We start from the raw sequence: 20,188 nt of genomic DNA, 5'->3' as shown, positions 1-20,188 counted from the left end.
CAGGGAGCTGCCGCTTCGGTCAGGCCTCCTCGGCCGTCCGCCGGTCTTTTTCGGCGGCGTCCCAGTCCAGAGCGGCTGCATCACGGTGGATCCTCGCGTCTTGCCGCAACCGCGCGGCTGCGACGTCATTCCCGTTGCGCGCCGCCAACGCCTCCATGGCGGAAGCGACATGTTCGTGGGCGAGCGCGGCACGCTCATGAGCGAGGCTCGAGCGCGAGTGGGCCAGCTTGGCGCGGCGAAGCGCCTCTGCGGCGAACCTCTCGGCGTCTCGGACGTCGTCCTGGCTGGACGGCGCGCCGGCGAGCAGACGCTGCCGCCGCGCCACCAGCTCCTCGACGCGCCTGGCTGCGGCCGCTGCGGCCGCTGCGGCGAATGGAACCGGCTCGTCCACCCAACCATTCTAGCCGTGACCTCAAGGCACCGTACGAGTGTCGAGACCCTCTCGACCGGAGGATCAAGGCGCCGTCCTCGGGGCAGGCCAGCGACCGCGCCGGCGAGACCGCCACAGGGACCGTTCCCCCCGTGTGCCCATCGCAGGCTCAATCGATCACCGGGGCACCGCGGTTCAGCGGCATCCCGTCTCGCCCCCGCCCGGCGACCTCGCGCGACCTGTGACCACTCCCAGTCCTCCCCCCGTTCCTGATCCCAGCGCTGGGCGTGGCCCCTGCCGCGTTCGACCTCACGGTCGTCCAGCAGTTGCGGAGCAGACGAAGCGCCGATGCCGCTACGCTCTCGGCCGCTTAGTCGCCGAGCGGGCCACATCGCCGACGAGCTGACCAGCACCCGCGGCCATTCGCGACTGATGGACGAGTGCAGACTCGCATCTGGCGCCGCTTCCTCTTGAGGTGGAATGCTGGCCAGGTGGCGACCTGCTTAGGCGGGCGATCGGGAATGGGGCCCGGCTATGCGAGACGAGACAAGCAGGGGGCATCTGGCCATCGAGTCCGGCCTCGAGTCAACCCGGAAGATGCCGGGCCCGTGCAGCTGACCAGGGCGGACACCGGTGTGTGCGCGGTGTTGCACATCCGCGGATCGGTCCGCCCCACTGACGCTTCGAGGTTGAGCGAGGCGGTGACCAAGGCGATGGTCGAGAACCCGACGTGCGTGCTGTGCGAGATGTCGGAGGTGACCTGGCTCGATCCGGCGTGTGTTGCCATCTGGGTCGGGGCGCAGTGGTCGGTGCCCTGGCCGGGGCCGGTGGTGTGGCTCGTCGGTGCGCAGGACCAACCGGCAGACGCCCTCCGCGCGGTGGGCGCCGCCCTGTTCCTCTCGCTCGCCGACTCGGCTGAGCTCGCCCTGGCGCAGATGCCGGCCCAGCCCCCGAACCGACGTGAACGGCTGATCTTGGCGCCCGTGCCCATTGCCGCGCGCCGGGCACGATGGTTCACCACCGAGGTCTTGGGTCTTTGGGGGCTGGCAGCGCTGATCGGAGACGCCACGCTGATCGTCAGTGAACTGGTGACCAACGGAATAGAGCACGCCGGCTCGGACCTCGAGCTACGGCTGGAGCAGAGCCATGACCTACTGCACATCGCGGTACGCGACCGCGGAAGCCCCAGCGCTCGTCCACCGACGAGCGACGCAGCCACCTCCGCTGTAAGCAAGGGTGCCGGGATACAGGAGCGCGGTCGCGGACTGGAGATCGTGCGAAGTCTGGCCCTGGCGAGTGGCCGCACGCGCCGTCCCGCGGGGGGCAGCGTCTACTGGGCGACGCTGCCCACCGGCGACAGAGCCACGCCGGTCCCCGGCACCGCGGGCTTGATCGGGTGACCACTCCGCACCGGACGGGCAGTCACGGTTTGCCCATGTAGTGCGGCGCAGCGGCCCGGGGCAAGCTACCAGCTGCGGAGGGTGAAGGCTCTCCTCGCGCGCCTACGGCCGGCCCGGGGTGAAACTGGGGCGACCGTAGGCTCCGACACCTGGCGGCGACGCGCCGGTGCGGTTCGGATCCGCTGACCGGGGGGCGGATAAGGCGGATCCGCAGTCCCATTGTCCCAGCGGCATCCCGTCACCGGTCCCCCCATCTGGGGGTGAGAGCCCACCAGACCGCGCCAGGTGGACTGCCGGTTGTTCCAGCCTGGTTCGGGCCATCACCCCCGAGCAGGAGGAGTTGGACCAACTTCGTCATGCCTTGTGCTGTCGCGCAGAAGGTCCGCGATCTGGAGTGTGCGCTCGAGCGCATCCGCGACGTCGGCGCAGCCATAGGGATCCTCATGGCAGGGCACGAGGTGACGGGCAAATGAGCCTTCGAGATCTTGCATCGGAGCAGTCATCACCAGAACCGAAGGGTGCGTGACATCGCTTTGGACGCGGCCCCTGCGGCCCGACGGCGGAGACAGGGACGCCCCCTCCGGCGCCACACTCACCGGCTGGCGCGAGCCAAGGGCGTCCCATCCAGGGCGTACCGAAAGGCCACCAGCGAGTCGAAGACCTGCAGGACGCCCGCCTCCTGAAGTTCACCAACCGAGAAGCCCCCGGTGCGGACCCCGAGGGTCGGGATGTTGAGCTTGGCCGCCGCCTGCGCGTCGTAGATCGAGTCGCCCACCATGATGGCGCTGGCGCCCCCGACCTTGGCCAGCGCCGCCGACACGATGTCCGGCTCGGGTTTGCTCTTCTCCACATCGTCCGAGGTCGTCCAGGCATCGGCGAGGGACTTGCCGTCGATGAGGTCCAGGAAGGCCTCGACGTGCTGGGTCTTGCCCGAGCTCGCAAGAACCAGCCGGAAACCCCGCTCCTTGACCTCGGCCAGCAGCTCGTGCGCGCCCTCGAAAGGCTGGATCTCGCCGATGAGCTCGTCGAACTCCTCTGCCCACGCCTCGCGCAGATCGTCCCCATGCGCTTCCTCGACCTGGCGACCTGCGACCGCCGAGACGAACAGGTCCCCACCCATCCCGATGCCGCGGTGGATGCGCCACATCGGCCGGGTGATGTCATAGCGGCGCAGGGCGCGGAACCACGCCAGCGCATGCTGGTAGTTGGTGTCCACGAGGGTGCCGTCGACATCGAAGATCGCCGTATCCGCCATGGCATCTTCATACCCCAGGGGGCGACCATCACTAGCCTCGCACCCGCACTGGTCCATACGCGATACGTCGCCGTGAGGTGACCTCGACGACAGGTCGCTGCAGTCGCCCGGGGAGGAAGGCCGCCGGCGCACGCCGACAGCCTTCCCCAGCCGTCGTGGACGGCCTCGTGGAATCCATCGAGATCCCGGCCACCGAGGACCTGCAGCCCGTCGACGGGTGGCAGGCCTTTCTCCAAGTGCTCGGTCACAACGTGCGTCGCGTGGCTGTCGAGCACCCTGCCGCCTTTCCCCTCATCGCGACCCGTCACCCCGCAGCGCCGTGGCTCCGTCCGCCGCTGCGCAGCCTCCGAATGGTCGAGGCGTTCCTCACCGGCCTCCAGGCCCGCGGCTTCTCGGAGATACAGGCGGTTGGTGCTTACCGATCCTTCACCAGCTTCCTGCTGGGCCACCTGCTCCTCGAGGCAGCCATGCAAGGTGCCCCGCTCGCGCCCGCGGAGGAGCCCTTGGACGAAGGCGACGCGACCCTGCCCGACCGTGACGCCGAGCTGGACGTGCGCGAGTTCCCCACCGTGGCGCGACTACGTCAGCCCCTGCCCGGAGCCCGACGCGGGCATGAGCGAGGGCGTCGCCGGCATCCGACAGCAACCCACCCACGTGGTCACGCAGCTGCACGCCTGCCTCGGTCGGCGGGTCGACCTTGCCGAAGCTGTCTCGACCGGCCGACCAAGGCGCCCCCGCCGTCCGGCGATCATCGGCGTCATCCAACGGGGAACTACGCGAGCACTGCGAGAGCCACCGCGAACGGCGGCCAGCCGGAGCCCAGCGCGACCCCGCAGTCATGCCATTACGTACCAGCAGCCGAGGTTCTTGCTCCGAGGAATAGGACACGCGGAACCATCAGGGCCGACCGCATGTGCCGCCATTGCCTAGCGAGTCTCCCAACCGCCAGCACGTGTCGCCCTAGGGGCTGAGCATGGTGGGCTTGGTGGGCATGGTCGTACGCACGAATGACGGCGTCCCGGGTGAGACCCCCTCCACGAGGCAGCGCCCGGGACACCGGCATGACCGTACCCACTCGCCGCTTCTGATCGTCAGGGCGAGCGCTTTCTGCACCCGACGCCCAGAGCTGCGGCCTCGACACATTGTCCCGAGAATGAGTTGCGGATTGCGTTATGCGAGGAGAACCGCGGCAACCAACGCCACCGTCGTGAGAACCATGAGCGCCATGGGGCCTGACGGGCGTAGGTGCCCCCGTCCCGATGTCGCGACGGTGCCTGCGTCCGTCGCGATTGCATACCCCTCCCCCGCCGTCAGCGCAGGTCATGCACCCAAGCGCGGCGGACCGACCCTTCGTGCACCCCGGATTTCCCCACGATTTCTCCACAGCGCGGGGATCCTGTCAGGTTTGCGCAGGTCATCGGGTCGCAGCAACGCCTTCGGAATCCGCGCCGGCGGATACCCCGTCCCCGTACATGCAAGAGGCCCTGACCGGCGTTTCCGCTGGTCAGGGCCTCTCGGCGCACTGGGTGGCAGGTGAAGGATTCGAACCTTCGTAGCTCTCGCGACGGATTTACAGTCCGTTTCCATTGGCCGCTCGGACAACCTGCCTTGGTGCGTCTGGAAGGATAGCAAGAGATCGGGCGCGGTCCGAATCGGGATCTCGACGACGCTTTCGGCGTGTCCGCAGGTCCCCGGCCTCCGCATCCGACAGACCAGCCACCAGCACGCGGAAGGACCCAACACCGATGGCCGACTCCTCCTTCGACATCGTCAGCAAGTTCGACAAGCAGGAGATCGCAAACGCGGTCAACAGCGCCAGCAAGGAGATCGCGACACGCTACGACTTCAAGAACGTGGGCGCCTCCGTCGACCTCGCCGGCGAGGTCATCAAGATGAAGGCGAACACCGAGGAGCGTTGCCTCGCCGTCCTCGACGTCGTCCAGACGCACCTCGTCAAGCGCAAGGTCAGCCTCAAGCACCTCGACGTGCCCGAGCCCGGCCCGCGCATCTCCGGCAAGGAGTACCACCTCGACGCGCCCCTCAAGGAGGGCATCTCGCAGGAGAACGCGAAGAAGATCAACAAGCTGATCCGCGACGAGGGCCCCAAGGGCGTCAAGAGCCAGATCCAGGGCGACGAGCTGCGCGTCTCGAGCAAGAGCCGCGACGACCTCCAGGCCGTCCAGCGGATGCTGCGCGAGGCCGACCTCGACGTCGCACTCACCTTCACCAACCAGCGCTGACCAGCCGGGCTCGCCTGCGCTGCAGACGAACCCACCGCGTCAGATCACGTATGCCGTCCACCTCGGTGGGCGGCATACGTGCGTCTCAGACGGGGCGGGCCAGACCGCGCAGGTCGGGGAACACCTCGACCGCCAGCGGCCACCAGAAGAGGTGCCCGCACAGCTCGGCGTACTCCTCCGGCGTCACCCACCGGGTCTCGTGGATGCCGTCGTCGCCGTCGTGGATCGCGGGCCGCACATCGTCGAGGCGCGCGCGGAACACCTGGAGGAACGGCTTGTCGCGGCCGAACACGTTGTCGTCGGTGCGGGGCGTGAACCGTTCGTAGCCACAAGGGACCACGTCCGAGTGACGCAGGCTCAGGCCGGTCTCCTCGAACGTCTCGCGAACGGCGTTCTCGACCGGGGTCTCGTCCTCCTCACGCCAACCGCCGGGCGAGCCCCACTGGTCCCGGCGGACGCTGTGCACGACGACGAAGTCTCCCCTGCGGTCGCGGACGAAGACCATGGCGGCGAGCACCCTTGCGGGGTCCATCGGTTCGTCGGAGGCGACGAGGTCGACGTCACTCGCGCCGTTGGGGAACGACACGTCGAGGATGCGCCGCACGCCGCGGTCACGCTTGCGCTTGCGCAGCCGGAGGCCGGACGCGTTGAGCCGACGAGCCAGGTCGACCCCCGTGGTGGGCGTGGCCCCGGCGTCAACGGCGGACTGCCACCGCCCCTCGGGCACGTCGTAGTGGTCGCCGTCGAACGAGCGCGGGTGCAGCTGCGCGGTGCGGGCGACGGCGTGCAGCTCGTCGTAGGACGTGTCGCTGACGAGGTGTGCGAAGAGTCGACCGTGGGCGGGCCAGATGGGCTCATCGATCCACACGGTCATGGGTCCGAGCCTAGGCCAGCACAGCCGGGCAGCCTGCGACCCCAGCCCCTGTGGATGACGCCCGCGCCGCAGCTGCCCCCCGACCTAGCCTCGAACGAACGCGGCCACCACCGGGTCGGCCACCGATCGAGGAGTAGACACATGTCCCGTTCCGTCGTTGACACCGAACGCATCGCCGCCGCAGCAGGCGACATCCACCGCCTGGCCGACACCATCACGTCGAGCACCGCCGAGCTGCGCGGTCGCCTCGCCGGCATGGGCGCCGACTGGCAGGGGCCGGCCAAGGTCGAGTTCGAGCGCGTCATGCACGACTACCAGCGCATCCAGGCGCAGATGACCGAGGCCCTCGCCGACGTCGGCCGACTGACCCTCAAGGCCTCGAGCGCCTACGCCGAGCACGAGAACGCGACCCGGGCCCTCTTCGCCCGGTGACCGCCATCGCCTGACCACCATCGTCTGACGTCTCGGCTGGCCCCTTCCGGACGGACCTCTCCCGACTCGGTCCCTGCTCCATCCCGACTCCCCCGACGACCCGGCGCTCGACCCCCTGGCGGCGCCGGGTCCGCGCCGGAGGCCGCGCTCCCCTGGCCGGGTCGAGCGCGCCTCCGGCGCACACCTGAGCCGATGACGGCACGGGTACGCCGAAGGGCGGCTCCCCAGCAGGGGAACCGCCCTTCGGACGTGACTGTGTCGCGTGAGCGGCGGGGCTCAGAAGCCCATGCCGCCCATGCCGCCCATGTCGTCGCCACCGGGCATGGCCGGCGCGTTCTTCTCGGGCTTGTCGGCGATGACGGCCTCGGTCGTGAGGAACAGCGCGGCGATCGACGCGGCGTTCTGCAGCGCCGAGCGCGTCACCTTGACCGGGTCGATGATGCCGGCGGCCAGCAGGTCGCCGTACTCGCCGGAGGCCGCGTTGAGACCGTGGCCGGCCTCGAGACCGCGCACCTTCTCCGCGACGACGCCACCCTCGAGACCGGCGTTGATCGCGATCTGCTTGAGCGGGGCCTCGGTCGCGACGCGCACGATGTTGGCACCGGTCGCCTCGTCACCCTCGAGCGTGAGCTCGTCGAGCGCCTTGGCGGCCTGGATGAGGGCCACGCCACCACCGGCGACGATGCCCTCCTCGACGGCAGCCTTCGCGTTGCGGACGGCGTCCTCGATGCGGTGCTTGCGCTCCTTGAGCTCGACCTCGGTGGCCGCGCCCGCCTTGATGACGGCGACGCCGCCGGCGAGCTTGGCGAGGCGCTCCTGGAGCTTCTCGCGGTCGTAGTCGGAGTCCGACTTCTCGATCTCGGCCTTGATCTGGGCGATGCGGCCCTCGATCTGCGAGCGGTCCTCGGCATCTTCGACGATGGTCGTCTCGTCCTTGGTGACGACGACCTTGCGAGCGCGGCCGAGCAGGTCGAGGGTGGCGTTCTCGAGCTTGAGACCGACCTCCTCGGAGATGACCTGGCCACCGGTGAGGATGGCGATGTCGGTGAGCATGGCCTTGCGGCGGTCGCCGAAGCCCGGAGCCTTGACGGCGACGGACTTGAAGGTGCCCTTGATCTTGTTCACGACGAGCGTCGCGAGGGCCTCACCCTCGATGTCCTCGGCGATGATCAGCAGCGGCTTGCCGGACTGCATGACCTTCTCGAGCAGCGGGACGAGGTCCTTGATGCTGCCGATCTTGGAGTTCGCGACGAGCACGTAGGCGTCGTCGAGGACGGCCTCCATGCGCTCGGTGTCGGTGACGAAGTAGGCGGAGATGTAGCCCTTGTCGAAGCGCATACCCTCCGTCATCTCCAGCTCGAGGCCCATGGTGTTGGAGTCCTCGACGGTGATGACACCTTCCTTGCCGACCTTGTCCATCGCCTCGGCGATGAGGGCACCGATCTCCTCGTCGGCCGCCGAGATGCTGGCGGTCGAGGCGATCTGCTCCTTGGTCTCGATCTCCTTGGCCTGTTCGAGCAGGCGGGCGGTGACGGCCTCGACGGCCTTCTCGATGCCGCGCTTGAGCGCCATCGGGTTGGCGCCGGCGGCCACGTTGCGCAGGCCTTCCTTCACCATCGCCTGGGCGAGCACGGTGGCCGTCGTCGTGCCGTCACCGGCGACGTCGTCGGTCTTCTTGGCAACTTCCTTGACGAGCTCCGCGCCGATCTTCTCGTACGGGTCGTCGAGCTCGATCTCCTTGGCGATCGAGACGCCGTCGTTGGTGATCGTGGGGGCGCCCCACTTCTTCTCCAGGACGACGTTGCGGCCCTTCGGGCCGAGGGTCACGCGGACGGCGTCGGCGAGGATGTTCATGCCCCGCTCGAGACCGCGGCGTGCCTCTTCGTCAAAAGCAATGGTCTTGGCCATTCGGGTGGTTCCTCCCACACGAAACGTTGGTGGTGGACCGCACGACGCCCGCGACGGACGGGACCGGTCTCCCCAGCTTCATGTCGCTGCGGACCCGACCCCTCGGCATACGGCCCATTTCTGTCACTCCCCGAGGGAGAGTGCTAACGCCATTATTGGCACTCTCGGGGTGAGAGTGCAAACAAAACGAGGGACCGGCCCTCTCTTCGCACCGCGCCCTCCCCAGGAGGTATGCCGTCCGCCCACCCGGGCGCACGGCATACGCCCTCAGTCGCCCAGCCGCGGCGGGGTCTGGCAGGTGGCGTCAGGCGGCCGGCTCGAGTGCGGCGACGAGGCGGGCGGCATACCCTGCGGACTCCTGGGCAGAGGCGTACGTCGTGCGCGGCCAGAAGAAGCCGCGCAGGCCGTCGCCCTTGGTCCGCGGCACGACGTGCACGTGCAGGTGCGGCACCGACTGGCTGACGACGTTGTTCATCGCGACGAACGAGCCCTGCGCCCCCAGGCCGGTCACGGCCGCGGCTGCGAGACGGCGTGCGGCGCCGAGCAGGCCCGCGTGCAGGTCGTCGGGCAGGTCGAGCAACGTGTCGACGTGCACCCGCGGCACGAGCAGGACGTGGCCCTTGAACACCGGCCGCCGGTCGAGGAACCCGACGAAGTCCGGCTCGTCGAGCACCCGGTCACTGGGCAGGTCGCCGGCGACGACGGAGCAGAAGACGCAGTCCATGGCCACAGGCTGCCACGCAGCGTGGCCCCCGTCGCGCAGGCGTCGACGGGGGCCATCACTTCGGGTGCGTCGGGGTCAGCAGATGATGAGCAGGAAGCAGCCGCCGTCGGAGGGCGTCGGAGAGCTCGTGGGCGTCGGCCGCGGCGAGGTCGGCATGGGCTTCGGCCCGCCCTTGGTCGGCGACGGGCTGGGCGCGGCGGTCGACGACGACGGGCCCGGCGTCGTCGGCGCGGGGACCGGCGGGGGCGCCACGGTCGAGGTGGTGGTCGCGTCGGGAGCCGGGGCGCGGGTCGTGGGGACCTGCGACGTGGCGTCGGAGGCCGGCTCGACGACGGCGGTCGCGGCAGGCTGCGTCGAGGACGTGCCGGGGAGCGGCGCGGCGGTGCTCGACGTGCCGGGCGCGTCCGAGGTGCCTGCAGAAGTGCCTGGGGAGGTGCCCCAGCCATCCTCCGACGGCGTCTCGGCGAAGTCCGAGCCAGGGACGTTCGGGAAGACGCCGGCGCTCATCGCCTCGTCACGCCAGCTGTCGCCCGACCAGAGCACGACGGCTCCGGTGGCGAGGAGAGCGAACGCCGCGAGGGCGGCCACGATGACGGCTCGGCGGCGACGACGGCGGCCCGGGGTGGGCTGGAAGTCGGTGGAGGGCTCGAAGGACATGGCTCACAAACGTAGAGGAACTGGGCTTCGACCGCCTGTCCGGAGCGTCGCCGCTGCCCGGCTACTACGGTGGGACGGTGCGCGAGGAGACATGGATCACATCGAGGTCCCGCTCATGACCGGCAAGCCCGGCTTCGCGGCGGCCACCACGGCGTCCGCCGGAACGGGGCCCCAGCCCCACGGCTTCGTCGAGATCGCCGACCGGGTGTTCGTGGCGCGCTACCGACAGTGGGACGTCAACGTGGGCCTCGTGCTGGGCCGCGACGGCGCCGTCGTCATCGACACCCGGGCCAGCGACGTCCAGGGCAACCAGGTGCTCGATGACGTGCGCCGCCTCGGGCGCGACATCGAGGTGCGCCACGTCGTCAACACCCACGTCCACTTCGACCACACCTTTGGCAACGCGGCGTTCGACGCGGCCACGGTGCATGCCCACGACAACGTCGGCCGCACGCTCGCCGGCTCCTCGGAGCGCATCAAGGAGGCCCTGCGCGCCGACCCCGTGGCCGCGCCGGAGTTCGGCTACACGGAGCGCGACGCCGCCGAGGTGCTGGCCACTCCGGTGCGCGGGCCCGACTGCACCTTCGGCTCCAACGCGACCATCGACCTCGGTGACCGCGTCGTCACGATGACGTATGCCGGCCGCGGCCACACCGACGGAGACGTGGCCGTCGTCGTGCCTGACACCGACGCGATCTTCCTCGGCGACCTCGTCGAGGAGAGCGCCCACCCCTCGTTCGGCGGCGACTGCTGGCCGCTCGAATGGGCCGACACCCTCACCTCGCACCTGGTCCAGGCCGACGAGGGCGCCGTCGTGGTGCCGGGCCATGGACGACCCGTCGACGTGGGATTCGTGACCCGACAGCGAGACGACATCGCCGCGGTCGCGGCCGTGATCCGCGAGCGCCGGCTCGGCGGCGACTCGCTAGAGCAGGCCCTGCATGAACTCGACCCGCGCCTGCCCTATCCGCTCGCCGACCTGGAGTCCGCGATCCGCAGAGGCTGGGAGCACCTCGCACCGCCCACCCCCTGACCAGGGACGGCAGGCCGACTCCCGGTCAGCTGGCCTGAGACCGCGGTGGATCAGCGGCGCCTGGTGCCCACGATCCACCGCGCTCTGCAGCAGCGGGTCGCACGAGGTCGACGTGCGCCACGGAACCGACCGGGCAGGTGACGTGCGACCGGCTGAGCCGAACGGTGGTCTCGCCCGAAATGGCGGCGTCGATGTCACGTTCCAGGTCCTGCCACCGGGGCTCGGCCGTGGCGTGGACGAGGCGCCCGTCCAGCTCGACCACCGTTCGCTGCTGGCGGTACTCGACGTCGCGGTGCGTGGGGCCTCGGCTGGTCACGACGCGCCGCTGGCGACGACCGGCAACCGGCTGAGACCATGGACCCGAAGTGCCGAAGGTCCCGCCAACGCTGCCGGCTCGAGGGCGAGCAGCGCCGCCCACGCGCGCTGTCGCCAGGGCAGAGGCCCGGTGTGGGCGACATAGACACCCGGGTGGACCACAGCCCACTCGCGGCGCCGGAGAAGGCGCTCGATGTCGTTGTCGGTCAACGCGCATGACAGCGCCTGGCGTCGCGAGATGACGCCGGCTTGCGAGCGCAGCAGCGGGTCGAGGGCGGGCACGTCCACCCGTCCAAGGTGGCACCCACCGCGTCCACCACGAGGCCGGGTCCCGGCCCTGTGGACGACGCTCGAACCCTGCTCGGGGGTGTGGACGCATGCGCACCGAGGCCGACCCCGCATGACTGCGGTGGATCTCCGGCACCAGGTGCCCACAATCCACCGCGCTCGCCGGATCCGGCAGTTGCGCTTGCGGCCGCTCGGCCGTCCGCAGTCGGCGATGAGCTCGGTCAGCGGTCGAGGGCGGAAGGGAAGGCGTCGGACCACGACCGCAGGGCGACGCCGCCGTCGGCGGTGCGGTCGACAGAGGTCGCGGCGAGCAGCGCGTGCACGATGGCCCGCGCGACGCAGTCGGCCCCGGCCTCCATCAGGACCGTCAGCTCGATCTGGTCGGGCGCCGGCCGCGCGCCGGTCGCCAGGGCGAACAGCGTGTCGCCGTCGAAGAGCGTGTGGACCGGCTTGAGGGCACGGGCATAACCGTCGTGCGCGACCCCGGCAGTCTTCTGGCACTGGGCTTTCGAGAGGGTGACGTCGGTCGCGACGACACCGATCGTGGTCGCGAGACCTGGCAGCCCGGCCGCCCGGCCGGGCGCCGCCTCAACCCGCGTGCGGGCGTCGTCGAGCTCGGCTGCGCTCGGCGGCTCGAGGTGGCCGAGCTCGTCACCGATGGCGAGCCCGACGGCATACGGAAGCCCCGTCACGGGGTCGACGGCCGAGCCGACGGCGTTGACGGCAACGAGGGCTGCGACCGTGGCGCCCGACTCGAGCACGACGCTCGCGGAGCCGATGCCGCCCTTGAAGCCGCCGACCTTGGCCCCCGTGCCGGCGCCGACACACCCCTGCGCCACCGCGTCGGACGAGGCGCTCGCGTATGCCGCCCTGCCGTCCTCCGCGCCCGGAGTGTGGCGCCAGGTGCCGCTGCGGCCCAGGTCGAAGAGGATCGCGGCGGGAACGATGGGAACGCGCTGGCCCGGCTCGGCAGTGGGCCAGCCCAGGCCGTCGTCGGCGAGCGCGGCCATGACCCCGTCGGCCGCCGCGAGCCCGAAGGCGGAGCCGCCGCCGAGGACGACCGCGTTGACCCGGTCGACGAGGTTGCGTGGGTCGAGCAGGTCGGTCTCACGGGTGCCGGGCCCACCGCCGCGCACGTCGACGCCGGCCACGACCCCGCCCTCGGGCGCGACGACCACGGTGACGCCGGTCAGCCAGCCCGGCTCGTCGCGGGTGCAGTGGCCGACTCGGAGGCCGCCCACGTCGACGAGGGAGTTGGTCGGCCCGGGTGGGGGAACGGGCACCGGGTCGGCAGCGGTCACTGCGGGTCTCGCAGGTCGAACTCCATGAGGCGGCCCGGCGAGCTGAAGCCGAGCCGCTCGTAGAACTCCTGCGCGCGGTCGTCGGGGGCGTTGAGCCGGATCCACTTCACGTCGGTGGTGCGCGACCACTCGATCATGGCCTCGGTGAGGGCGCGACCGACCCCACGGTCGCGGCACCCGGGGGCGACGAAGAGGCCGCCGACGTGCAGCCACGACACGTCGCGACGGCCGGGCCACGGCAGGGCGCGGATGCGGCGCGTCTCGAGGATGCCGGCGTGCTCGCCGCGGCTCTCGGCGATCCAGGTCGGGCGGTCGGGCCGCTCGGCCAGCCAAGCGTCGACGAAGCGGTCGAGGTAGCCGGCCTCGGACGGCATACCGAGCTCGCGGGCGAACTGGAGGTGCAGTGCCGCCACGATGAGCGCGTCGTCGGCCGACGCGCGACGGATCGTCACCTCAGCCATGAGGGAAGTGAACCACGCAGTCGGTACAACGGCACCCAACCCGGGCGACTCCGGCGATCCGGCCGAGGCGGCGGGTTCGCACGACGCTCGGCAGCCGCTGGGTCACGTTGGCTGCCGTCGTCGTCGGGTCAGACGTTGATGCCCAGGCGGCGGGTGGTGCGCGCCCGCTGGCGGCTCGCCCGCATGCGGCGCAGCCGCTTGATGAGCATCGGGTCGGCCTCGAGGGCGAGCGGGCTGTCGAGCAGCGCGTTCAGCACCTGGTAGTAGCGCGTGGAACTCATGTCGAAGAGCTCCTTGATGGCCTGCTCCTTCGAGCCGGCGTACTTCCACCACTGGCGCTCGAACGCCAGGATCTCGAGGTCGCGCGCGCTGAGGCCGTCCTCGGACTCGGGGCGGTGGGGCTGCGCCGTGGCGTGGTCTGTGCTCATGGTCCCGTCTCAGTGCGGTCGTACGCGGTCGTGCGTTGGCTCCGGTCTTCACCCTAGGGGCAAATGACAGGCATGTCATTCAGGTCGGGCGTGTTGCCCACATGTCGACGGAAGGCTCCCGCGGGGGCGTGGAACACCCGTCCCAGGGGCCACGCAGGCCCCATCCGTGACGCCTCACCGGTGCGCCTCGTCGCGTCGTCCGGCCGCTCCCCGAGCCACACGCGTACGCGATCGGCCGCGGGCTCTGGGAGCCGTCAGGCCATCGTGTCGAGGATGGCGTTGACGTCCTCCTTGGTCGTGTGGGGGTTGACGATGGCGAAGCGGGTCAGGGTCTCGCCGCGGAAGGTCGTGGGCACGACGAAGGCGAACTCCTGAGCCAGCAGCCGGTCGGTCCACGCCTGGTAGTCCTCGGGGGACCAGCCCAGCCGACGGAAGACGACCACCGAGAGGTCCGGCTCGCGGACCGCCTCGAGGTAGGGGCGACGCCCGATCTCGTCGGCCGCGAAGCGCGTCACCTCGACGGTGCTCTCGATGGCCTCGACGTAGGCGTCGGTGCCGTGGACGGCGAGGGAGTACCAGAGCGGCAGGCCCCGGGCCCGTCGCGTCAGGCCGATGGAGTAGTCGGTCGGGTTCCACTCGGCCGACTTCGTGATCACGTCGAGGTAGCCGGCCTCCTGCGTGTGTGCCAGCCGGGCCAGCTCCGGTTCGCGGTAGATGAGGGCGCAGCAGTCGAAGGGCGCGAAGAGCCACTTGTGCGGGTCGACGATGAACGAGTCGGCGTGCTCGATACCGGCGAAGAGGTGCCGCACCGACGGAGCGGCGAGCCCGGCGCCGCCGTAGGCCCCGTCGACGTGCAGCCACAGGCCGAACTCGCGGCACACCTCGGCGACGGAGGCGAGGTCGTCGACGACCCCGAAGTTGGTGGTGCCGCTCGTGGCCACCACCGCGAAGAACGTCTCGGGGCCGTTCTCCACCAACGTCTTTCGCAGCTCGGCGCCGGTCATCCGCAGCTTGTCGTCGACCGAGACGCCGCACACCTCCGCGTCCATGACCGCGGCCATCGAGACCACGGACGAGTGCGCGTTGTCGGTGGCTGCCACGCGGTAGGGGCGGACGCCGCTGCCGCTCTCCTTGGCCCGGGCCCGTGCGGTGTGCCGCGCCACGACGAGGGCGGAGAGGTTACCGACCGTGCCACCGGGCACGAAGACCCCGCCGGCCGACTCGGGCAGCCCGGCGAGGTCGCTGATCCAGCGCAGGGCCTGGTTCTCGGCGTAGACCGCGCCCGCACCCTCCATCCATGAACCGCCGTAGATCGACGAGGCGCCGACGACGACGTCGAAGGCCGCGGCCTCGCGGGTCGGCGCGCACGGGATGAAGGAGAGGTAGCGCGGGTGGTCGGTCGACAGGCAGGCCGGCGCGAGGGTGTGCTCGAAGAGCTCCATCGCCCGGATCGAGCCGAGCCCGGCCGGCGTGATGGTCTGGCCGGCCGCCGACTGGAGGTAGTCCTGGGTCTGGGCACCGTCGAGCGGGATGGGGTCCATGAGGAGCCGCTCGCGGGCGTAGCTGAGGACCTTGTCGACGGCGATGTGGTCGGCGTCCTTGTCGAAGCTGTGCACGCACAGATGCTAGGCCCTGCGGGGGGCCCGCCCCGACCGCGAAATGTCGGGGCCCTCGGCGTCAGCCGATGAGCGTGGAGCGCAGCTCGTCGGCGTTCGAGACGACCGCCGAGGGCCGCACCGACTCGAGCGGCTCGGGCAGGCCGGCGCCCCACGTGACCGCGACCGTGTCCATGCCCGCAGCCTTGCCCGCGAGCACGTCGACGACGGCGTCGCCGACGTAGACGGCGCCGTTCGCGCTGCGGCCCATCCGGTCGAGGGCGAGCAGGAGCGGTGTCGGGTCGGGCTTGTGGCGCTCGGTGTCCTCCATCGCCACGAGCACCTCGACGTGCTCGGTGATGCCGAGGATGTCCATGGCCTGCTGGGCCGACTCGCGACGCTTCGAGGTGGCTACGCCGACACCCACCCCCGCCGCCCGCAGGTCGGCGAGCACGGCGACGACGCCGTCGTAGCCGCGGATGAGCCGTTCGGTGTTGTCGGAGTTCCACTGCAGGTAGGTCGCGTAGAGCTCGTCGGCATGCTCGGGCGAATGGTCGCGGAAGGCGCCGATGAGCGGGCGCCCGATCCACGAGCGGATGACCTCCGGGTCCTCCTCCCGACCGATCACGGTGCGGAACGCGTACTGGTACGACTCGACGATGAGGTTGATCGTGTCGGCGAGCGTGCCGTCGAGGTCGAAGACGGCAGTGGACCAGCGGGGAGACGTCACCGGCCGAGCCTAGGGCAGCCGTGTGGCGACGGGACGGGGCGGCCGCATACCGGGCGGATGGTGCTCGAAGGCGGGTGATTCGTACATTCCCGGCTGTCCTCTGCCCATCCACCGCCAAGGACCGGCAACATGCATCCCATGACTGAAGCCACCGCCGTCGACTGGTCCGCCATGACGCAGCGTTCGCTCGACGAGCTGCGCGACACGGACGCCCTCTACCGCCCCACGAGCTTCTGGGGTCCGGGCCTCGACGCCCTGCTGTCCGACATGGAGACCCGCGGTCTCGAGTCGTTCAAGTCGTGGCCGACGGCCGCCTGGTGGTTCTACCCCCGCTACGGCGTCGGCTTCACGTATGCCGTCATCGACAAGGTGCTAGCCACGGTCCAGACCGCGCTCCCCGACGCCCAGCCCGGCTGGATCCGCTCGGCGCTCGCCGCCACGCACGAGGCCCGGCGCGACTTCGACGCGGTGCGCCTGGCCTGGAACCAGGCGAGCTGGCCGTGCGACCTCAACGGTCTCGGCGAGTCGAAGGTGGGCACGCCGTTCCAGTACTACCGCTTCACGAACGCCGAGCACGGCTGGACCCGGCCCTACCTCAACTACGCCCTCTGCATGGCGGCCCTGTCGATGCACGTCGACGCACCACCGAAGCGTTTCCTCGAGATCGGCGGCGGCTTCGGCGTGCTCGGCGAGTTCCTCATGTCACGCGACCCCGACGCGGTCTACGTCAACGTCGACATCCCGCCCCTGCTCACCGTCGCGTCCTGGTACCTGCGCGAGCTGTTCGGCGACCGGGTCGCCGTCTACGACGAGAGGGTCGCGCCGAGCGGGCCCATCCAGCTCGAGGGCTCCGCCGTCCTGCCGAACTACCGTCTGCCCGACCTCACGGGAGAGTTCGACGTCTTCGTGAACTCCTTCTCCTTCCAGGAGATGGAGCCCGACGTCGTCGAGAACTACGTCGACCTCGTCGTCGCGCGCGGGGTCCGGTGGGCCGTGTCCCTCAACTCGCGGCTCGGCAAGCCGGTGAAGACCGGTGACGGCATCGGCGTCGTCGACCCCGTCACGTCCGCGCGCATCATCGCGATGTTCGAGCGTCGCGGCTTCGAGCTGATGGGCACCTACAACAGCCCGCTCATCCACTCTGCAGGCCAGCTCGCGGTGCTCCGGCGGCGCTGACGCTCAGGCCAGCCAGGCGCCCCGACGCATGACCTTGGTCGGGCGGGCCGCGTCGTCGACAACCACGACGTCAGCGCGCGACCCTACGGCGAGCGAGCCGCGGTCGGCCAGCCCGAGCGCGCGGGCCGGCGTGCGCGTGGCGGGGCGGACGGCATACGGCAGCGGGATGCCGGTGCCGACCGCGCGAGCGACGATGTCGCCGACGTGGCTGGTTCCGCCGGCGATCGAGCCGGGCGTGGTGCCGTCGGGGTCGCGGCGCAGGCGCGCGACGCCGCGGTCGACGACGACCGACAGACCACCGAGGACGTACGCGCCGTCCCCCACTCCCGCGGCCGCCATCGCGTCGGAGACGAAGGCGACGTGCTCGGCTCCGACGAGGTCGAGCACCGTGCGCACGGTGTCGTCGGACAGGTGGGCGCCGTCGGCGATGAGCTCGACCGTGACGTGACCCCGCGCAGCCGAACGCAGCAGTGCCGCAACGGCGCCCGGCTCGCGGTGGTGCCACGGGTCCATGCCGTTGAAGAGGTGGGTGGCGATGTCGGCACCGGCGTGGACGGCCTGTTCGACCGTCGCGTAGGAGGCGGTGGTGTGGCCGATGGCGGGGTGGACGCCGGCCGACGCGAGCCAGCGCACGAGGTCGAGCCCGTGGTCCCGTTCGGGGGCGAGGGTGACCTGCCGGATGTGCCCCCGGCCGAGCTCGAGGAGGCGCTCGACCTCGGCGAGCGACGGGTCGCGCAGGAGCGTCGGGTCGTGCGCACCGCAGCGCGCCTCGGCCAGCCACGGACCCTCGAGGTGGATGCCGTCGACCAGACCGTCGTCGCAGAGCTCGGCGAGCATCGCGACACCGCGCTCCAGCTCGCGGGGCGTCATGGTGACGAGGCTCGCGAGCAGACTCGTCGAGCCGTGGGCGTGGTGGTGCCGGGCCGCGGAGGCAGCCGCCTCGTCGCTGAGGTCGGTGAACGCCGCGCCGCCGCCGCCGTGGCAGTGGATGTCGACGTATGCCGGCAGCATCGTCCCGCTCACCCGCTCGGCCGCGTGGGCCTCGCCGGGCGGCTCCGTGCCGGGCTCGAGGGGAGTGACAGCGGCGACGCGCTCCCCCTCGACGCGCACGAGCACGTCGGGCAGCACGGCCTCGTCGACGAGGGCGGGTCCGCGCAGGGTGAGGTTCATCGGGGTCGATTCTGTCGCACGGACGGCGGGGGTAGCGTGTGGCCGTGCCGGTGAAACCCCTTTCCGAGCTCGTCCACCCGACGTGGGTGCCCGGCCTCGAGCCGGTTGCCGACACGATCACCGAGCTCGGTGAGTTCCTGCGCGCCGAGGTGGCCGCGGGCCGCGGCTACCTGCCCGCCGGCGACCACGTGCTGCGAGCCTTCTCGCTCCCGCTACCCGACGTCCGCGTCCTCGTCGTCGGCCAGGACCCCTACCCGACGACCGGCCACCCCGTCGGCCTCAGCTTCAGCGTCGCCCCCGACGTGCGCCCGGTCCCCCGCTCGCTGCAGAACATCTACCAGGAGCTGGGCACCGACCTCGGCGTCGCGACGCCGGCCAACGGCGACCTGACGCCGTGGTTCGACCGAGGAGTGATGCTTCTCAACAGGGTGCTCACCGTCCAGCCCGGGCGCTCCGCGAGCCACCAGGGCAAGGGCTGGGAAACCGTGACCGCACAAGCCATCTCGGCGCTGGTCGAGCGTGGCGGACCTCTCGTCGCGATCCTCTGGGGTCGGCAGGCGCAGTCGCTGGCACCGATGCTCGGCCCTGTGCCGCGCATCGAGTCGGCACACCCGTCGCCCCTGTCGGCCCGGTCGGGCTTCTTCGGTTCACGACCCTTCAGCCGCACCAACGACCTGCTCGCCCAGCAGGGCGCCACCCCCATCGACTGGAGGCTGACATGACCCAGCCCACGCCCGGAGGCTCCGGACCCACCGTCTGGACCCGCTTCGTCGCCATCGGCGACTCCTTCACCGAGGGCATGTGCGACGACGACCCGTCGTTCGGCCACGACGGCGAGTTCGCCGGCTGGGCAGACCGGCTCGCCGCGCACCTGTCGGAGATCGCCCACGCCGACGGGCTCGACTTCGGCTACGCCAACCTCGCGGTCCGCGGCCGCAAGCTCGCCGACGTCGTCGGGTCGCAGCTCGAGGACGCCCTGGCCCTGCAGCCAGACCTCGTCAGCATCGTCGGTGGCGGCAACGACATCCTCCGGCCCAAGGCCGACCTCGACGGGCTCGCAGCCCGGCTCGAGGCGGCCGTCGCCCGCGTCCGGGCGACTGGGGCCGACGTGCTGATGGCAACGCCCGTCGATCCCGCAGATGCCCCGCTGGTCAAGGCAACCCGCGGCCGGGCCGCCATCCACACCGCCAACATCTGGAGCATCGCGCGGCGCAACGGCGCGCATGTCATCGACCAGTGGGGGCTGCCTGCACTGCGCGACTGGCGCATGTGGGCCGAGGACCGCATCCACATGACCACCGAGGGGCACCGACGGGTCTCGCTGGCGGCGCTCGAGGCACTCGGGCACACGCCGGCCGAGACCGACTGGGCCACCCCGCTCGACCCCGCTCCCCCGATCGGACGCCGGGAGACGCTCCAGGCCAACGCACAGTGGGCCAAGGAGTACGTCGGGCCGTGGGTGCACCGCCGGCTGACCGGCCGCTCCTCAGGTGACCACCGACAGGCCAAGCGCCCAGACGTCACGCCGCTGGACTGACCGCGCGGCACCACCCGAGGCGCCCACCTGTCCAGCGGGCTCCCCTGCGCTCACAGACCAGGGCGGGGGTCCTGCCGCCGCCCCCGGCCCATACCGCCGGTCCTTCGGAACATGTCCGGAACGTCCTGAGGATTTGCTGAATTTTTACGATTCCACCTCTGGTGCGAGGTAGGTCGCAGGTGATTAGGTCTCCCTCGGGCCGTGCGCGGGGGCGCCGGCCGCCCATCTCACACCCAGCGTGCGGCTCCCGATCGGGGCCGCACGTGTGTGCGCACTGACGGCCACCCGTGCCGT

22 protein-coding genes and 1 tRNA gene are annotated in these 20,188 nt (G+C 70.9%); 8 read left to right on the top strand and 15 right to left on the bottom strand.

All coding sequences use genetic code 11. The annotated features are described in order from the left end of the window. Positions 1-19 precede the first annotated feature (19 nt). Positions 20-391 (bottom strand): hypothetical protein, encoded by a 372-nt coding sequence (locus AC1DE0_RS00325; protein ID WP_478096003.1) that lies wholly within the window; start codon positions 389-391, stop codon positions 20-22. 668 nt (positions 392-1,059) lie between these two features. Between AC1DE0_RS00325 and AC1DE0_RS00320 the strand changes: the two genes are divergently transcribed. After that, positions 1,060-1,770, top strand: coding sequence for an ATP-binding protein (locus AC1DE0_RS00320; RefSeq protein ID WP_478096002.1), 711 nt, complete (start codon positions 1,060-1,062; stop codon positions 1,768-1,770). Positions 1,771-2,362: 592 nt separating this feature from the next. On the opposite strand, the gene AC1DE0_RS00315 is transcribed toward AC1DE0_RS00320, so the two are convergent. Next, positions 2,363-3,025: an HAD family hydrolase gene (locus tag AC1DE0_RS00315; RefSeq protein WP_478096001.1), complete on the bottom strand. Its 663-nt coding sequence runs from the start codon at positions 3,023-3,025 to the stop codon at positions 2,363-2,365. A gap of 77 nt (positions 3,026-3,102) precedes the next feature. On the opposite strand from AC1DE0_RS00315, the gene AC1DE0_RS00310 reads away from it, so the two are divergent. Further along, complete coding sequence (locus AC1DE0_RS00310; protein WP_478096000.1) at positions 3,103-3,996, top strand: TetR/AcrR family transcriptional regulator C-terminal domain-containing protein; 894 nt, start codon at positions 3,103-3,105, stop codon at positions 3,994-3,996. A 556-nt stretch (positions 3,997-4,552) separates the two neighbouring features. Here AC1DE0_RS00310 and AC1DE0_RS00305 read toward each other — a convergent pair. After that, positions 4,553-4,633, bottom strand: a tRNA-Tyr gene (locus tag AC1DE0_RS00305). 137 nt (positions 4,634-4,770) lie between these two features. Between AC1DE0_RS00305 and AC1DE0_RS00300 the strand changes: the two genes are divergently transcribed. Next, positions 4,771-5,265 carry a YajQ family cyclic di-GMP-binding protein gene (locus tag AC1DE0_RS00300; RefSeq protein WP_478095999.1) on the top strand — a complete coding sequence of 165 codons (495 nt, stop codon included), beginning with the start codon at positions 4,771-4,773 and terminating at the stop codon, positions 5,263-5,265. An 85-nt stretch (positions 5,266-5,350) separates the two neighbouring features. On the opposite strand, the gene AC1DE0_RS00295 is transcribed toward AC1DE0_RS00300, so the two are convergent. After that, complete coding sequence (locus AC1DE0_RS00295; RefSeq protein ID WP_478095998.1) at positions 5,351-6,139, bottom strand: DUF4031 domain-containing protein; 789 nt, start codon at positions 6,137-6,139, stop codon at positions 5,351-5,353. A 141-nt stretch (positions 6,140-6,280) separates the two neighbouring features. Here AC1DE0_RS00295 and AC1DE0_RS00290 point away from each other — a divergent pair, with 141 nt between their 5' ends. Then, positions 6,281-6,571, top strand: coding sequence for a WXG100 family type VII secretion target (locus tag AC1DE0_RS00290; RefSeq protein ID WP_020143387.1), 291 nt, complete (start codon positions 6,281-6,283; stop codon positions 6,569-6,571). Between the two features lie 276 nt (positions 6,572-6,847). Here AC1DE0_RS00290 and groL read toward each other — a convergent pair whose 3' ends face one another. From groL to AC1DE0_RS00275, 3 genes are all read right to left on the bottom strand, one after another. Continuing rightward, positions 6,848-8,479, bottom strand: coding sequence for a chaperonin GroEL (gene groL / locus AC1DE0_RS00285; RefSeq protein ID WP_478095997.1), 1,632 nt, complete (start codon positions 8,477-8,479; stop codon positions 6,848-6,850). Between the two features lie 304 nt (positions 8,480-8,783). Then, complete coding sequence (locus AC1DE0_RS00280; protein WP_478095996.1) at positions 8,784-9,203, bottom strand: HIT family protein; 420 nt, start codon at positions 9,201-9,203, stop codon at positions 8,784-8,786. 75 nt (positions 9,204-9,278) lie between these two features. Further along, positions 9,279-9,860 (bottom strand): hypothetical protein, encoded by a 582-nt coding sequence (locus AC1DE0_RS00275; protein ID WP_478095995.1) that lies wholly within the window; start codon positions 9,858-9,860, stop codon positions 9,279-9,281. A 91-nt stretch (positions 9,861-9,951) separates the two neighbouring features. On the opposite strand from AC1DE0_RS00275, the gene AC1DE0_RS00270 reads away from it, so the two are divergent. Further along, positions 9,952-10,893, top strand: a complete 942-nt coding sequence (locus AC1DE0_RS00270; RefSeq protein WP_478095994.1) for an MBL fold metallo-hydrolase — start codon at positions 9,952-9,954, stop codon at positions 10,891-10,893. Between the two features lie 25 nt (positions 10,894-10,918). Here AC1DE0_RS00270 and AC1DE0_RS00265 read toward each other — a convergent pair whose 3' ends face one another. From AC1DE0_RS00265 to AC1DE0_RS00235, 7 genes are all read right to left on the bottom strand, one after another. Further along, positions 10,919-11,209: a hypothetical protein gene (locus AC1DE0_RS00265; RefSeq protein ID WP_478095993.1), complete on the bottom strand. Its 291-nt coding sequence runs from the start codon at positions 11,207-11,209 to the stop codon at positions 10,919-10,921. Beyond that, the gene (locus AC1DE0_RS00260; protein ID WP_478095992.1) at positions 11,206-11,496 is read right to left on the bottom strand and encodes a type IV toxin-antitoxin system AbiEi family antitoxin domain-containing protein; all 291 of its coding nucleotides are present in this window, start codon (positions 11,494-11,496) and stop codon (positions 11,206-11,208) included. The genes AC1DE0_RS00265 and AC1DE0_RS00260 overlap by 4 nt, the downstream gene beginning before the upstream one ends. A gap of 221 nt (positions 11,497-11,717) precedes the next feature. After that, positions 11,718-12,797, bottom strand: coding sequence for a P1 family peptidase (locus AC1DE0_RS00255; RefSeq protein ID WP_478095991.1), 1,080 nt, complete (start codon positions 12,795-12,797; stop codon positions 11,718-11,720). Further along, positions 12,794-13,258, bottom strand: coding sequence for an N-acetyltransferase family protein (locus AC1DE0_RS00250; RefSeq protein ID WP_478095990.1), 465 nt, complete (start codon positions 13,256-13,258; stop codon positions 12,794-12,796). The genes AC1DE0_RS00255 and AC1DE0_RS00250 overlap by 4 nt, the downstream gene beginning before the upstream one ends. 128 nt (positions 13,259-13,386) lie before the next feature. Then, on the bottom strand, positions 13,387-13,686 hold the full coding sequence (locus AC1DE0_RS00245; RefSeq protein ID WP_386054151.1) for a DUF3263 domain-containing protein: 300 nt from the start codon (positions 13,684-13,686) through the stop codon (positions 13,387-13,389). Positions 13,687-13,940: 254 nt separating this feature from the next. After that, positions 13,941-15,302: a pyridoxal phosphate-dependent decarboxylase family protein gene (locus AC1DE0_RS00240; protein WP_478095989.1), complete on the bottom strand. Its 1,362-nt coding sequence runs from the start codon at positions 15,300-15,302 to the stop codon at positions 13,941-13,943. Between the two features lie 61 nt (positions 15,303-15,363). Next, on the bottom strand, positions 15,364-16,011 hold the full coding sequence (locus AC1DE0_RS00235) for an HAD family hydrolase (RefSeq protein WP_478095988.1): 648 nt from the start codon (positions 16,009-16,011) through the stop codon (positions 15,364-15,366). A 138-nt stretch (positions 16,012-16,149) separates the two neighbouring features. Here AC1DE0_RS00235 and AC1DE0_RS00230 point away from each other — a divergent pair, with 138 nt between their 5' ends. Then, on the top strand, positions 16,150-17,187 hold the full coding sequence (locus AC1DE0_RS00230; protein ID WP_478095987.1) for a putative sugar O-methyltransferase: 1,038 nt from the start codon (positions 16,150-16,152) through the stop codon (positions 17,185-17,187). 3 nt (positions 17,188-17,190) lie between these two features. On the opposite strand, the gene AC1DE0_RS00225 is transcribed toward AC1DE0_RS00230, so the two are convergent. Continuing rightward, positions 17,191-18,357: an N-acetylglucosamine-6-phosphate deacetylase gene (locus AC1DE0_RS00225; protein WP_478095986.1), complete on the bottom strand. Its 1,167-nt coding sequence runs from the start codon at positions 18,355-18,357 to the stop codon at positions 17,191-17,193. A 44-nt stretch (positions 18,358-18,401) separates the two neighbouring features. Here AC1DE0_RS00225 and AC1DE0_RS00220 point away from each other — a divergent pair, with 44 nt between their 5' ends. Next, positions 18,402-19,079: a uracil-DNA glycosylase gene (locus AC1DE0_RS00220; RefSeq protein WP_478095985.1), complete on the top strand. Its 678-nt coding sequence runs from the start codon at positions 18,402-18,404 to the stop codon at positions 19,077-19,079. Then, complete coding sequence (locus AC1DE0_RS00215) at positions 19,076-19,894, top strand: SGNH/GDSL hydrolase family protein (protein WP_478095984.1); 819 nt, start codon at positions 19,076-19,078, stop codon at positions 19,892-19,894. The genes AC1DE0_RS00220 and AC1DE0_RS00215 overlap by 4 nt, the downstream gene beginning before the upstream one ends. Positions 19,895-20,188 lie beyond the last annotated feature (294 nt).

The organism is Terrabacter sp. 05T424, assembly GCF_056396225.1.
This window is presented reverse-complemented; position numbering and strand designations above follow the sequence as displayed.